This is a genomic window from Marinobacterium arenosum (genome assembly GCF_019795155.1).
GTDB classification, from domain to species: domain Bacteria; phylum Pseudomonadota; class Gammaproteobacteria; order Pseudomonadales; family Balneatricaceae; genus Marinobacterium_C; species Marinobacterium_C arenosum.
This window is the reverse complement of sequence record NZ_JAILYN010000010.1, coordinates 15,093-29,185: the sequence shown is the minus strand read 5'-3', so window position 1 is coordinate 29,185 and position 14,093 is coordinate 15,093. Positions and strand designations below refer to the sequence as shown.

Sequence of the window (14,093 nt, the reverse complement as noted above, 5' to 3'; positions counted from 1 at the left end):
TGCATTCACTGACTACCTGTCGTTGTAAACCACATTTGTGTTAATGGCTTAACCGCACCCTAGCGGATGTGGCGGTCGCTTCCACTGCCCCCTGCCCTTGTGGCAGAACCCACTGCACGTCAATCGCGTGCATCGCCGGGAAGGCATTGAACAGGCCCAGTTCGACCGCATCGATCGCTTCAGGTTTCATACAACGGAAACCGTATGCCACCCGGTAGTCGGTATGGCCCGATTCGCCAGCCTCGGGCTGTCCATCGTCATCATGATGCGCCCCATGCTGGTCATGCGCATGCTTGGGCTGCCCATGATCATCATGAGTACTCTTAGTATGATCGTCCTCGTCCGCCTGGTCATGGTCATGGTCATGGTCATGGTCATGGTCATGGTCATGGTCATGGTCATGGTCATGGTCATGGTCATGGTCATGGTCATGGTCATGGTCATGGTCGCCGCCAGTGTCCCAACCCTGCTCCACCCGGTCCAGCATGCAGAGCGCACTTTCCGGCAGCAGAATCATCTGGTAGCCCTGCGCCAGCCGTTCACTGGCGGCCTTGAAAGCCTGCTTGTCGGCTTCGCTTTGCGGCCGATACTCGAAGCCGAACAGATTGGCCGCCGGCGACCGCAGCTCAAGCTCCAGCTGCTTGCCATCCAGCGCCATCAACAAGGTCGCCTCGCCATGAACATGGGCCTGGTGCTGGCGCTCCATATCCGCCAACGCCGGCACGGCAGCAGTCAGTAACGCCAGTGAAATAAGCTTGCGCATAATCAGAATCTCCAACTCCGAGCAGCTGTTTAAGAAGAGGACGAAACGCTAATTGATACAGTATAACATTTCAAGAGGGTGATACAGCTCATTACCTCACCGACTGTCGCCAAAGGTGCCGGGATGGCAGGCTATAGGTAACCTGAGGCCAAAAGTTAACAGTTGTCAGTTAACAGCGGAGATTGCCATTGCTACAGCAGGCTGCTGGCCCTAAGCCGCTGTCCGCAGCCCAACCATGGCGGTCAATATTCCAATAACGCCAACAGCGACTGTGATCGAGCCTGGCAACAAGCGGACAAAATTCGCAAAGCAAAAAAAACGGCGGCCAAGGGCCGCCGCAATAGATTCACTAGGAAGTGTTGAATCAGTCAGTGCAATACCGCTGCGATGCCTTGGCATCACTTCGGCAACAGTCTACTCACTCTACATTCGACGTCTGCCTGACCATTGAAGTGAACCGATCTTTCCAGGGAACAGTAATGCTGAGCTGAACACCGCGGAATGGTATGACCAGTTCGGGAAATGGACAGCCATTGTTGCCCATTCCGCAACCGACTTCCAGTATTAATTGAAAACGATCAATTTAAACAACTGTTGGTTGACAGCAGCTCAGCCAGAAACCGCCTCCTGCGACGTTGCCACCTCGCATGGCGCCCTCATCGGGGTATAATTCAGGCCAACCTAATCGTGTAACGGGAATGGACATGGCAGACTTACTGATTACCAATGCGCTGGTGGTAAATGAAGACCAGCAGCAGGAACTGGATATTCTGATCCGCGACGGCCGCATCGAGAAGATCGGCAGCGACCTGCAGGGAGAATCGGCCAAGCAGGTGATCGATGCCCGTGGCAAGGTGCTGCTGCCAGGAATGATCGACGACCAGGTCCACTTCCGCGAGCCCGGCGTCACCTACAAGGCAGACATTACCACCGAATCCCGCGCCGCAGTCGCCGGCGGCATCACCAGCTTCATGGAGATGCCCAACGTGAAGCCGCCAACGCTGACGCTGGCTGCGCTGGAAGAGAAATTCGACCTGGCCGCTGCGAAGTCCGCTGCCAACTACTCCTTCTACCTGGGTGCGTCCAACGACAACCTGGAGGTGATAAAGCAGCTGGATCCGGACCAGGCCTGTGGCGTCAAGGTATTCATGGGCGCCTCCACCGGCAACATGCTGGTCGACAACATCCAGACCCTGGAGGGAATCTTCCGCGAAGCACCGGGCATCGTGGTGACCCACTGCGAAGACACCCCGATGATCGCCGAAATCGAGGCCCGTTACCGCGCCCAGTACGGTGACAATATCCCGGTTAAGTACCACCCGGAGATCCGTTCCCGCGAGGCTTGCTACAAGTCTTCGTCGCTGGCAGTCGACCTGGCCAAGAAATTCGGTACCCAACTGCATGTATTGCACCTGACCACCGCCGAGGAGCTGGCGCTGTTCCAGGCCGGCCCGGTCAAGGACAAACAGATTACGCTGGAGGCCTGTGTCCACCACCTGTTCTTCAGCGAAGAGGACTACCTGACCAAGGGCTCGCAGATCAAATGCAACCCGTCGATCAAGTCCGCCAGCGACCGCGCCGCGCTGCTGCAGGCGGTCAACGACGACGTGATCGACATCATCGCCACCGACCACGCGCCGCACACCTGGGAGGAGAAGCAGGAGGAATCCTACTTCAAGGCGCCGGCCGGCTTGCCGCTGGTGCAGCATGCGCTGCTCAGCCTGCTGGACCACCACGCCAACGGCACGCTTTCGCTGGAGAAGATCGTCCGCAAAACCAGCCATAACGTGACCGATCGCTACAAGCTGATCGATCGTGGCTATATCCGCGAAGGCTACTGGGCCGACCTGGTGCTGGTCGACCTGAACACACCGTACACCGTGACCCGCGACAACGTGCTGTACAAGTGCGGCTGGTCGCCGTTCGAAAGCCACACTTTCAAGGCATCGATCGACACCACCATCGTCAACGGCCAGGTGGTCTACCAGGACGGCAAGCTGATCGAGCGCGGCGCCATCGGCAAGCGGCTGCAGTTCGATCGGTGAAAAGCTAACAGCTAACAGCTAACAGCTAACAGCTAACAGCTAACAGCTAACAGCTAACAGCTAACAGCTAACAGCCTGAGGCTAAAAGAAAAGCCCGCGGAGTCCATGACAGCGCGGGCTTTTTGATGGTTCATTGCGAATTCAAGGGTGACAACAACATCAGGTACACAAGCACCGCGTGGGCACAGAAAACATGCCCACCCTACAGCTGCAAGCCAGAGGTTAAGTACCAAGCCTGCAGTTGCAATGAGATCTCAGGCTTTTACTCTTAACCAGTGGGTCAATGAGAGCCAATGGCCAGCAGCCAACGACCGATCCGCTGTTAACTCAAAACTGTAACCTGTTAACTGCCTATCCCCTTCGACTACGGGCATACTCCAGCTGCATCGGCCGGCCGCGCAGGCTGGTGCGGTGCAGCTGGCCGATCACCTCCCGGGCCTGCTGCCGGTCCGGCATGGTGACGAAGGCGAAACCGCGTGACAGGCCGGTCTCCGGATCGGTGATCAGGCGGATCTCCTCCACCTCGCCGAACTCGCTAAAACAGTCCAGCAGTTCCTCCTCTGCCAAGTCTGATGCCAGATTGCCGACGAAGATACGCATAGTGCCCGCCTCCGCTGCAGCCAAGGGTTAGCGACAAGGTGTCAATCACTGTAGACCGGCAAAATGTCAGTTCCGTGTCAGCGCTTCAACCCTCAGCCAACAGCTCTCCCAGCAGCGTCACCGCCTGGCGGCGCGGTTCATTCCAGGGGTGGGCAAAACTCAGCCTGAGGCAGTGCTGGTAACGCTTCTGGCCGGTGAACAGCGCCCCCGGGGTGATGATCAGTCCGTGATCGCGGGCCCGTCGGTAGCAGTTCAGGGTATCCACCGCCTCGGGCAGTTCCAGCCAGAGCGTCAAGCCGCCTGCCGGTAGACTGAAACGCACCGGAAACGGCCAGTCGCGATCCAGCAGTTCGGCCAGTTGATCGCGCTGGTCGGCCAGCAGGCTGCGCTGACGACGCAGGTGGCGGTCGTAGCCGCCGTCGCCGATGAAATCGGACAGGCCGCGCTGAATGAAGCGGCTGCAGGCCAGCATATTGACCAATTTCAGCCGGTTAACCTGCGTCTGCCAGGGGCCGGCGGCGATCCAGCCCAATCTCAGGTCACGCGACAGCGACTTGGACACCGAGCCGCAGAGGATCACCCGACCGCTGTGATCCAGCGCTTTAAGCGGTGGCGGCCGCTGATCGAATGCCAGATCACCGTAAATATCATCCTCGATCACCACGAAGTCATGTTGTTCGGCCAGCGCCAGTAGCCGGGAGCGGGCCGCCTGCGGCATCAGGCTGCCGGACGGTGTAGCGAACGCCGGCGTCACCACGCAGGCGCGCACCGGCCAGCTCTTCAACGCCTCGGCCAGGCTGTCCATGTTCAACCCGCTGTCCGCCGCCGCCGGGATCTCCAATACCTGCAACCCCAGCGATTCCGCCAGTTGCAGCACACCGTAGAAACCGGGCGATTCCACCGCTACCACGTCACCCGGCTTGCAGCAGGCCATCAACGCCAGGAACAGCGCCTGCTGACAGCCGGCGGTGATGTTCAGATCGTCCGCCGCCAATGCGCAGCCGAGCCGCTGGTAGCGGCGCGCCAGCTGTTCGCGCAACGCCGGCGTACCGGTCGGCGCGTCGTAATACTGGTGTTGCAGGCCCCGCTGGTGACGCAGTGCCCGGGCGATACTGCGATTCAGTTCGATCACGCCCGGGGGTGTTTCGGCACGCTGATCGGCGCTGGGCAGAATGTCGAACGCCGCACTCTGGGTCATGATGTCGCGCATCACGTCGCTGACGCTGACCAGCGCCGGCACCGAGTCCGGATTGCCGGCAGCGGGGGGCGGTCGGCTGTCGAGCTGGCCACGCACGAAGTAACCGGCCTTCGCCCGCGCCTCGATCAGACCACGGGCCTCCATCCGGTTGTAAGCATGCAGTACCGTGGCCTTTGATAGTTGTCGCTCACGGCAGAGGGTGCGCACCGACGGCAGCCGTTCGCCAGCACCCCAGCGCCCCTGTTCGATCGCCTCGCTGAACTCACGCTCCAGCTGCAGGTACAGAAAATCACTCATGGCGTTTCATTATCCCAACTACGTTTGGTGGGCACAGACTCAACCAAAGCACTGTACCTCTATATTTTTATATTCTTATCCCTGTTCCTATTTTTTTTCAACGCTAAAGTAGATTTCGTGAGCACAAAGCGGCACAGCTGACCGTCAACGGCGGCTGTACCCTAACCCGGAGTCCGTCATGCAACAGATCCCCCTTCGCACCCTGTCCACCACCACGGCGGTAGGCGGCAAGATCCACGTACGTCTTACCGAAGGCCGCTTCCAAAACCTGCGCCGGCTGATCAGCGGCCCGCTGCTGTTGATCTATTTCGCCCTGGTGTGGGTACAGGTCGATGGCCGCTCCTGGCTGCTGTTCGATTTCGAAGCGCGCCGTATCCTGCTGTTCGGCCTGGACCTGGCCTGGCATGACCTGCCGCTGCTGGCCGGCTTGATGATCGCCGGTTCCACCCTGCTGTTCTTCGCCGCCGTCGGCTGGGGCCGGGTCTGGTGTGGCTTCGCCTGCCCGCAGAGTATCTGGACCTGGCTGTTCATCCGCATCGAGACCCTGACCGAAGGGCGCGCCGCGCTACGTCGTAAGCAGGAGAAGCAGCCGCTAACCGGCACTCGCGTCCTGCGCCGTATCGCCAAGCACGCGCTCTGGCTGCTGGCCGCCTTCGTTACCGCCTTTACTTTCACCGGTTACTTCGTGCCGGCCCGCGAATTGAGCCAACAACTGCTGGCATTGCAGCCGGATATCGCCACCGTTGGCTGGCTGGTGACCATGACCGCGCTGACCTATTTGAACGCCGGCCTCGCGCGGGAGAAGGTCTGTACCCATATGTGTCCCTACTCCCGTTTTCAGGGGGTGATGTTCGACGCCGACACCCGCACCGTGACTTACGACGCCGCGCGGGGCGAACCGCGCCGCACCACAGGCAGCAGCAACGGCGATGCCGGTGACTGCGTCAACTGCGATCTCTGCGTACAGGTCTGCCCGACCGGTATCGATATCCGCGACGGCCTGCAGTATGAATGTATCGACTGCGGCGCCTGTATCGACGCCTGCGACAAAGTGATGGAGAAGATCGGCAAACCGAAAGGGTTGATCGCTTTCAAATCTGAAAATCAGCTACAGAATAAACCCAGCAAGCTGTTACGACCCAGGCTGCTCGGCTATTTCAGCGTACTGCTGATCACCACCGGCGCGGTGGCCTTCGGCTTCAGCCAGCGCAGCGCGCTGGTGTTGGAGGTACTGCGCGACCGGGGCGCCATCGTCCAGCACAACAGCCGCGGCGAGATCTGCAACAGTTATCAGCTCAAACTGGAAGCGGTAGACCCGTCACTGAGCTCGGTTGAACTGTCGCTGCGTGGCCCGCAGGGGCTGTACCTGAATGGTCCGGCCACCTTGTGGCTCGGCGATCAGGGCAGCCACAGCCAGGGTTATCAGCTGTGCAGCCGCAATGACAGCCTGCCGCCCCGGGTTGATATCACCTTCGTGGCGCAGGCCGGCGATGTCCGGGTGGAGAAGGCCAGCACCTTCCTGCAGCTGGCGCGCTAGCAACCTGTCGGGCTTGACCGATCGTAGCGAGGGACAGCGGGATTGAGGCCGATTTTTCGAACGATTGAGGCGAATAGCGAGCTATTTAACGAAATTTTTCGAAAAAGATGACCAATATCCGTTTTTCCGCAGTAGATTAGTGTTAAGTCCGACAGGTTGCTCGGTTCAATACCGGTATCGATGCTGCCCCCCTTAAGTGCGGTTCAGCATCGTAGGTTGGCGAAGAGAACCGCGCGCGCAACAACTGCCACACGCATTGGGTCCATCTCGTGCCGGGCCTTACCGAACTCAGCCCAACCGGCGTTCTCTGCTTTGAGATGGGAGGGGCCGCCGGAGCGCCGGACCGTACCTCCCATCACCGCCCACGGCCATCAAGAATGAAAAATCATGAGTGCCGGGCCCGCTGGCCGAACAGCACCGAGCGGGCCTGGTCATCCTGGGCGATCCGCTCGCTCTGGCTGTCGTCGGCCGCCAGCGCCATCCCTTTAATTACCGCCGGGCGCGCCATCAACCGCTCGAACCAGGCTTTCAGGTTGGGGAATTCGGCCAGCTCCTGCCCCTGTTTTTCGTAAGAGGCCACCCAGCCGACGCAGGCGACATCGGCGATGGAGTAGTCGCCGGCCAGGTAATCGCGGGTCTCCAGACGCTGATCCATCACGCCGTACAGACGGTTGACCTCGTCGGTATAACGCGCGATCGCATAATCGATCGGCTCCGGCGCATAGCCCCGGAAATGGTGTGCCTGGCCCGCCATCGGCCCCAGCCCGCCCATCTGCCACATCAGCCACTGCTCCACCTCGACCCGGCCACGCTCATCCTGCGGATAGAACTTGCCGGCCTTACGGCCCAGGTACTGCAGGATTGCCCCAGATTCGAACACCGAGATCGGTTCGCCACCGGGGCCATCGCTGTCGACGATCGCCGGGATCTTGTTGTTCGGCGAGATTGCCAGGAAGGCCGGCTCGAACTGGTCGCCACGGGTGATATCGATGGGGTGCAGCCGGTACGGCAGGCCGCACTCCTCCAGCATGATGGCGATCTTGTGTCCGTTCGGCGTCGGGCTGTGATAGAACTCGATCATGAACTGCTCCTCCTCAGCCAGCAGCGGCGGCATTCGCGGCCAGCGCATCGGCCAGCAGCTCGATCCGATCCTGCCCCCAGAACTGCTCGCCGTTCAGCAGATAGGCCGGCGCGCCGAGAATGCCACGCTCGACCGCCTGCTCGGTGTTGCGGTCATACTGAGCGAGCACCTCAGCCGAGACCGCCTGTTCCAGTACCGCGTCGACATCAAAGCCGCCCTGTTCAAGCAGCTCGGCCAGCACTTCCCGGGAGGAGATATTGCGCTCTTGCGTCCAGCAGGCGGCCAGCACCTGACCGATAAAGGTGCCCGGATCCCGTCCCTGTAGCTGCAAGGCGATGGCGCAGCAGTCGGCCAAGCCCGGGTCGGCGGGGAAAAAGCGCGGTTGCAGGTTGATCGGCAATTTGTGCTTGCGGGCCCAACGCTGCAGTTCCAGCAGGCGGTAATCGCGTCGGCACTGCGGCCGCTGCGGCAACGGCAGCGCACCGGAAGCGGCAAACACCGGGCCGAGGCGCATCGGCAGGTAGTTGATCAGGGCCCCCTCCGCACTTGCGGTCTGCAGCAGCCGCTGATGACCCAGGTAGGTAAACGGAGAGACGGAGCTGAGGTAGTAGTCGATCTGTTGCGTCATAGCACACCTGACAAGCTGATTGAGTTACCCGTTTAAGGGGCGATGATGCTTATAATAGGACACCCTACGTAATGAAATTTCCGCTTTACCTGATAAAGAGTCCGAAATGCAGAAACCAGATCGCCTATCGTCACTGCTAAACCGCTTTGAACTGCAGGCCTCGGCATTGACCGATCGCGGGGACCCGTCCGCCAACCTGCTATTGCTGGGCCAGCCGGAAGGCGGTCTGATTGAACAAGTGCTGTTCTGGCCGGCCGGCGTCCCGGCGACTGACGCTCCAACGTCCGGTCCGGAAGGAAAACATCTGGTAGAGGTGATCACAGCAGCCGTGGTATCGCTGGGCGGCGACAGCAATCCGATGGCCCGGGCACTGCCGGCGCGGATCAGCATGCCGGTGGCACCGGACAGCATGGTCAACGAGTTGGCCCAGTTGATCGCCCGTGAAACCCAGGTCCCGCGTTGTGGCGGCCGCTCGACCCTGCAGCGGTTACTGGAAGTACTGGTAATTATGCTGCTGCGCCACACCATCGAGCAGGGCAGCAGTCAACCGGGCCTGATTGCCGGCCTGGCCGACCCGCGCATCAGCCGGGCATTGGTGGCGATTCATGAAGCACCGCAGCGCGCCTGGCGCAGTGAACAGCTGGCGGACATTGCCGGCCTGTCGCGCAGCCAGTTTATGGCCCGTTTCGGCGAACTGGTTGGGCAGACACCGTTCAGCTATCTGCGCCAATGGCGGCTGACGCTGGCGCGGCAGGAGCTGGCAGCCGGCGCCCGCGTCAAAGCGGTGGCGGCGCGCTATGGCTACAGCAGCCCGGAAGCGCTAAGCCGGGCCTACAGCCAGGCATTTGGCGAGAGCCCGATAAAGGCGAAAGCCGGCTAATCGGAAGGGCTACTCCGTTTCCGGCTCGCAGACGGTATTGATAAGCGTTGAGCGGATCAGTGCCAGCTTCTGACGCCGGCTCATCCCCTTGATCTCGATCTCTCGCCGCGTGGCGCCAGAGCGGTTGTCGCAGGGCTCGCTCCAGACCAGCTCGACCGGCCGGCGGTTACGGGTGTATTTGGCACCGCCGGCGCGCTCGCCGTTGTGTTCGGCCAGCCGCCGTTGCGGGTCGGTGGTGATACCGGTGTACAAGCTGCTGTCCGCGCAGCGCACCATATAAACAAACCAAGAATTCATGGCGGCCGATAATGCCTGTCTTTTGCCGAGATAAGAAGCCTTCACAAATAGCCGGTGATGCGGCCAACCGAGGCAGACAGATGCAAAGCCCGCCGCTTCAGGTAAGATGCGCGGCTAGATTTTATCTCCACTGTTTCTGAAAAACCGATGAGCCGACGTAAACGCAACAGCTATTTCCAGTGCCGCCAGTTCCGCATCGAACAGGGCGACTGTGCGATGAAAGTGACCACCGACGCCAGCCTACTGGGCGCCTGGGTGCCGGTCGAGCAAAGTCATCGGATTCTCGATATCGGCAGCGGCACCGGCTTGCTGGCGCTGTTCGCCGCCCAACGCAGCAAGGCACAAATCGATGCGGTGGAGATCGACCCGCAGGCCGCCGAGCAGGCGCGGGTAAACTTCGCCAACAGCCCCTGGCCGGAGCGGTTGCGGCTGATCGAACAGGATATCCGCCTGTGGGCGCGGGAGTGCGAAAACGGCTACGACTGCATCCTCTGCAACCCGCCGTTTTTCAGCGACTCCACCAAGAGCAGCTGCGAACGGACGGCAGCGGCGCGCCATAACGACGCTCTGCCGCTAGATGAGCTGGCAGAGGCGATCGAGCGCCTGCTCAGCGACGACGGCAGCGCCTGGTTGCTGCTGCCGCTGCCGGAGACCGAGCAGCTGATCCAGTTGGCGGCACCGCTCGGTCTGCACGCGAGGTATCGGCTGCAGGTGCGCACCAGTGGCCAGCACCCGCCCCATCGCGAGATACTGCAGCTCAACCGCCAGCCGGGCCCCTGCCAGCGTTCGGAGTTCATCCTGTACAGCGAACACCCCTACCACAGCCGGGAAGCCGCCGCACTGTTCGCCCCCTACTACACCAAGTTGCGGGTCGCCGACGAGCAGGCAACGGGGTAACCCTGTCGCAGTCGGTAGCCAAAGGCATACCAAGCCCGCTGCTACGGATTTTCATGCGTAGCAGCCCGCTCTGCGGGCGACATTCGTGTACCGGGCCGATCCTGTCGCAGTCGGTAGCCAATGGGCATACCAAGCCCGCTGCTACGGATATTCGTGCGTAGATACCATCTCTCGCTTCCGACCACAACGGCCTTTTACGGCAGTTGTAGTTGGAATTCTTGCTGGTTTTTCACCACACCGAAACAGATGTGTACCAGCTTGCGCATGGCGGCGCCCAGCGCCTGCATGCGGTTCTTACCGGCGGCCAGCAGCCCGCTCTGAGGGCTACACTCGGGAACCGGGCCAATCCTGTCGCGGTCAGAGCCCGCTGCTACGGATATTCGTGCGTAGCAGCCCACTCCGAGGGCGACTTTCAGGGGCCGTGCCAATCCTGTCGCGGTCGGTACCAAAAGGGCCTACCAAGCCCGCTACTACGGAGTTCGGTGCCGCCCCGCTTACTCCGCCACCGCATCGGGCATCTCGGTAGCCGGCCGGCTGAACAGCAGCAGCACCGACAGGCCGGCCAGGGCACAGACCGCCATCATCGCACTCATCGGCAACGGAGTGCCGTCGTGCAGCAGCGTCAGCACGGTGGTCAAGACCGCCGCAAAACCATAACCGGCGGTACCGATCACCGCATTGGCGGCACCACTGTTATGCGGGAAGAATGCCAGCGCGCAGGTTATGCCGTTGGCGAACACGAAGCCCATCGCGCCGACCGCCAGCATCACCAGCCCCACCACCAGCCACAACGGTGCCGTGCCGAAAGCCACGAACAGTGCCAGCAGCAGTGCAGCCGAGCTCTGCACCAGCATGCCGAGCCGCAGCAGTTGGTGCGGCTCCCGGCTCGCCAACAGCCGTACATTGAGCCGGTTGAACAGCGCCATGGTGATAATATTGGCACCGAACAGGAACGGGAAAACACTCTCCGCCATACCGAAATACTCGATGTAAACGAAGGCGGCTTCGGTCAGGAACATGAACATGCAACTGGCACTGAACGCCTGGGCGATACCGTAGGCCATCGCCTGCTTATGGCTCAATACGCTACGGTAACTACGCAGCACACCGCGCAGTCCGTCGCCTTTCTGCAGCTGGCGGCTCGCCTGCGGCATCCGCCAGGCCAGCAAGGCCGCCACCGCCAGTGCGTAGAGCGTCAGCCAGCCGAAGATCGACCGCCAGCCCCAGATTTCCAGCAGACTGGCGCCTACCGCCGGTGCCACCAGCGGGGCGATCAGCATGATGATCCCCATCATCGACATCACCCGCGCCGCCTCCTTGCCGGTGAAGAAATCACGCACCGTTGCCGCCGCGGTAACGACGGCGAAACCGCCCCCGATCGCCTGGCAGAAACGCAGCAGCAGCATCTGTTCGATAGTCTGGCAGAAGGTGATCAGCAGCGAACTGAGTGCGAAAAACAGCAGTCCGAGCACCGCCACCCGTTTGCGGCCGAACCGATCCGACGCCGGGCCACCAAACAGCGGCCCAATCGCCAGGCCGGCCATGTAGATCCCCATCGTTTGCTCCACCCGGTGGATATCGGTAGCCAGCGCCTCGGCGATCGCCGGCTGGGCCGGTAGATAGGTATCGATGGCGAACGGACCCAATGTGGTCAGCGCGGCCAGCAGGTAGGCCAGCCGGTGGCTGGAGGTTTCGGTACTCGGTTGACTCATAGTGTCTCCTGTAAAAGGTACCCAAGTGCAGGGCATGGGATCATCGGACCGTCGTAAACCGGCAGTCGATTTAGCCATTACGAATAAGGTCCGGGGTTTGGCAATGAAACGGCAACAATCCGGACTCCGCCCGATACCCGGCCAGTCCGTAAAATCCCTCCCGCCGGCAGCAGCCTATCCCTGACGGCGACCGGGCCGCGGCCCTGTACCTATCTATATTTACCTAACTTAACCTTTAATTTTCATTAAGTTACGAATAGAAACCCTATGCTTGCACAGGTTAACGAGTTCGGTTTTGGGGCAGGCAATAAATTGTCGGCCAGCAACCTTGTAATGTCGCGCCCATGCGCCGAACAGATTGTTCTTGATATCGCGTCAATCGACCGTTGGTATAAAGGCCGCTTGCCGCTAGAATGACACACCGTCATTTTTGGAACGACCGGTCTAGTTAAATAATGGTTCGAGGACGTCGCCCGGAACATAACCGGGAAAAAATACTTGAGATTGGCGCCGAGCTGTTCACCCGCAACGGCTACCACGCCACCGGCCTGAAAGAGATCCTGGATGCCTGCCAGGTCTCCAAGGGCTCCTTCTACAACTTCTTCGAAAGCAAGGAACACTTCGCGGTGGAGATCATCGAGCACTACCAGTCGATGGAGCTGGAGCGCTGGGATGAGCAGATGGAGCACTTCGAAGGCAGCTACCTGGATCGGATCGAGCAGCTGCTGGCAGCCGAGATCGAACGCTACGGCAGCGATATGGAAACCTGCGGCTGCCTGCTGGCCAATCTGTCCGGCGAGGTCAGTCAGGCGTCGGAGATGTTCCGCGATGCGGTGCAGCGCTCGGCCGAGAAGGTGTTGCAGCTGATCGAACGGGATATGCGGATCTGCCAGCAGGAAGGCAGCGTGCGCACCGATATCAGCGCCCGCAAACTGGCCGAAGCGGCCTGGCACAACTGGCAGGGTGCGCTGCTGCGCAGCAAGGCCTTGAGCTCGCTGGCGCCGTTGCACGACCACCGCGAGATATTTCTGAAGTTAATCAAAGTAAACAGCAACGATTAAGGGATCGATCATGAAACAACGCAACCACCTTATCGCAGCTCTGCTGATGGCCGGCGCCCTGGCGTCACCGTTCAGCCAGGCCGCGGGTGACGGCGAAAAGAAAGGCGGCGCACCGCAGGGACTGCCGGCGGAAGTCATCACCGCCAAATCCGCCGCGGTGGAAACCCGCATCCGCGCGGTCGGCAACCTGCGCGCCAACGAAAGCATCGTGCTGCGCCCGGAACAGAGCGGCAGGATCGAGCAGATCCTGTTCGACGAGGGCCAGCTGGTGCGTGCCGGTACGCCGTTGCTGGCGCTGGACGCCGCGATCTATAACGCCGAGCTGAAACAGGCCCAGGCACGGGTCAACCTCAGCCAGATCGCCTATTCGCGCGCCGAGAGTCTGCTGAAAAAGCGGGTCGGTTCCGAACAGGAGCGTGACAGCACCCTGGCCCAGCTGCGGGTCGACCAGGCCCAGCAGGCGCTGGCCCAGACCCGGCTGGACAAGATGGTGATCAAGGCACCGTTCACCGGTCTGACCGGCCTGCGTCTGGTCAGCCCCGGTGACTACGTCAATGTCGGCGATGACCTGGTCGAGCTGACCGACCTGAGCACCATGAAGGTCGACTTCCGGGTACCGGAGATCTACCTGGCCGATATCCGCCAGGCTCAGAGCGTCGATATCGAACTGGATGCCTTCCCGGGCCAGATCTTCCAGGGTGAGATCTACGCCATCGCGCCCAGCGTCGACAACCGTGCCCACAATATCCAGCTGCGTGCCCGCATCCCCAACCCGGAGGGCAAGTTGCGTCCCGGCCTGTTCGCCAAGATCAGCCTGCTGATCGATCGCGACGAACAGAGCATGCTGATCCCGGAACAGGCGATCGTGCCTCAGGACGGCGGCTTCTTCGTGATGCGGGTCGGTCAAGGCAACACCGTCGAGATGGTACCGGTGGTGATGGGCCAGCGCCGGCCGGGCCAGGTACAGATCATCGACGGCCTGAACGCCGGCGACGTAATCGTCACCGCCGGCCACCTGAAGCTGTACCCGGGCATGCCGGTGACGCCGATCTTCGTCGACGGTAGCGCCCCGGCGGTTGCCAAAGGAGAGTAATACA

General features: G+C 61.1%; 13 protein-coding genes and 1 pseudogene. 6 read left to right on the top strand and 8 right to left on the bottom strand.

Annotated elements, in window-relative coordinates:
• Window positions 1-40: 40 nt before the first annotated feature.
• On the bottom strand, window positions 41-763 hold the full coding sequence (locus K6T12_RS06665; RefSeq protein WP_222220734.1) for a ZrgA family zinc uptake protein: 723 nt from the start codon (window positions 761-763) through the stop codon (window positions 41-43).
• Between the two features lie 704 nt (window positions 764-1,467).
• Here K6T12_RS06665 and K6T12_RS06660 point away from each other — a divergent pair.
• Entirely contained in the window at window positions 1,468-2,808 is a 1,341-nt protein-coding gene (locus K6T12_RS06660) for a dihydroorotase (RefSeq protein ID WP_222220733.1), read from the top strand.
• A gap of 351 nt (window positions 2,809-3,159) precedes the next feature.
• Here the strand turns inward: K6T12_RS06660 and K6T12_RS06655 are convergent, their stop codons facing one another.
• Window positions 3,160-3,408, bottom strand: a complete 249-nt coding sequence (locus K6T12_RS06655; protein WP_222220732.1) for an RNA recognition motif domain-containing protein — start codon at window positions 3,406-3,408, stop codon at window positions 3,160-3,162.
• A gap of 85 nt (window positions 3,409-3,493) precedes the next feature.
• Complete coding sequence (locus K6T12_RS06650) at window positions 3,494-4,903, bottom strand: aminotransferase-like domain-containing protein (RefSeq protein WP_222220731.1); 1,410 nt, start codon at window positions 4,901-4,903, stop codon at window positions 3,494-3,496.
• A 178-nt stretch (window positions 4,904-5,081) separates the two neighbouring features.
• Between K6T12_RS06650 and ccoG the strand changes: the two genes are divergently transcribed.
• Window positions 5,082-6,440: a cytochrome c oxidase accessory protein CcoG gene (gene ccoG, locus K6T12_RS06645; protein ID WP_222220730.1), complete on the top strand. Its 1,359-nt coding sequence runs from the start codon at window positions 5,082-5,084 to the stop codon at window positions 6,438-6,440.
• Between the two features lie 385 nt (window positions 6,441-6,825).
• Here the strand turns inward: ccoG and K6T12_RS06640 are convergent, their stop codons facing one another.
• The gene (locus K6T12_RS06640; protein ID WP_222220840.1) at window positions 6,826-7,521 is read right to left on the bottom strand and encodes a glutathione S-transferase N-terminal domain-containing protein; all 696 of its coding nucleotides are present in this window, start codon (window positions 7,519-7,521) and stop codon (window positions 6,826-6,828) included.
• Window positions 7,522-7,534: 13 nt separating this feature from the next.
• Window positions 7,535-8,149 carry a 2-hydroxychromene-2-carboxylate isomerase gene (locus K6T12_RS06635; protein ID WP_222220728.1) on the bottom strand — a complete coding sequence of 205 codons (615 nt, stop codon included), beginning with the start codon at window positions 8,147-8,149 and terminating at the stop codon, window positions 7,535-7,537.
• A 106-nt stretch (window positions 8,150-8,255) separates the two neighbouring features.
• Here K6T12_RS06635 and K6T12_RS06630 point away from each other — a divergent pair, with 106 nt between their 5' ends.
• The gene (locus K6T12_RS06630; protein ID WP_222220726.1) at window positions 8,256-9,029 is read left to right on the top strand and encodes a helix-turn-helix transcriptional regulator; all 774 of its coding nucleotides are present in this window, start codon (window positions 8,256-8,258) and stop codon (window positions 9,027-9,029) included.
• 9 nt (window positions 9,030-9,038) lie between these two features.
• Here the strand turns inward: K6T12_RS06630 and K6T12_RS06625 are convergent, their stop codons facing one another.
• Window positions 9,039-9,305: a GIY-YIG nuclease family protein gene (locus K6T12_RS06625; RefSeq protein ID WP_315853572.1), complete on the bottom strand. Its 267-nt coding sequence runs from the start codon at window positions 9,303-9,305 to the stop codon at window positions 9,039-9,041.
• Between the two features lie 168 nt (window positions 9,306-9,473).
• Here K6T12_RS06625 and K6T12_RS06620 point away from each other — a divergent pair, with 168 nt between their 5' ends.
• Window positions 9,474-10,223, top strand: a complete 750-nt coding sequence (locus K6T12_RS06620) for a tRNA1(Val) (adenine(37)-N6)-methyltransferase (protein WP_222220722.1) — start codon at window positions 9,474-9,476, stop codon at window positions 10,221-10,223.
• A 194-nt stretch (window positions 10,224-10,417) separates the two neighbouring features.
• On the opposite strand, the pseudogene K6T12_RS21490 reads toward K6T12_RS06620, so the two are convergent.
• Together K6T12_RS21490 and K6T12_RS06615 are read right to left on the bottom strand one after the other, a co-directional pair.
• Window positions 10,418-10,534: pseudogene (locus K6T12_RS21490) on the bottom strand (IS110 family transposase); the annotation flags it as partial.
• Window positions 10,535-10,717: 183 nt separating this feature from the next.
• The gene (locus tag K6T12_RS06615) at window positions 10,718-11,935 is read right to left on the bottom strand and encodes a multidrug effflux MFS transporter (protein WP_222220720.1); all 1,218 of its coding nucleotides are present in this window, start codon (window positions 11,933-11,935) and stop codon (window positions 10,718-10,720) included.
• Between the two features lie 455 nt (window positions 11,936-12,390).
• On the opposite strand from K6T12_RS06615, the gene K6T12_RS06610 reads away from it, so the two are divergent.
• Window positions 12,391-12,996: a TetR/AcrR family transcriptional regulator gene (locus K6T12_RS06610; RefSeq protein ID WP_222220718.1), complete on the top strand. Its 606-nt coding sequence runs from the start codon at window positions 12,391-12,393 to the stop codon at window positions 12,994-12,996.
• 10 nt (window positions 12,997-13,006) lie between these two features.
• The gene (locus tag K6T12_RS06605; protein WP_222220716.1) at window positions 13,007-14,089 is read left to right on the top strand and encodes an efflux RND transporter periplasmic adaptor subunit; all 1,083 of its coding nucleotides are present in this window, start codon (window positions 13,007-13,009) and stop codon (window positions 14,087-14,089) included.
• Window positions 14,090-14,093 lie beyond the last annotated feature (4 nt).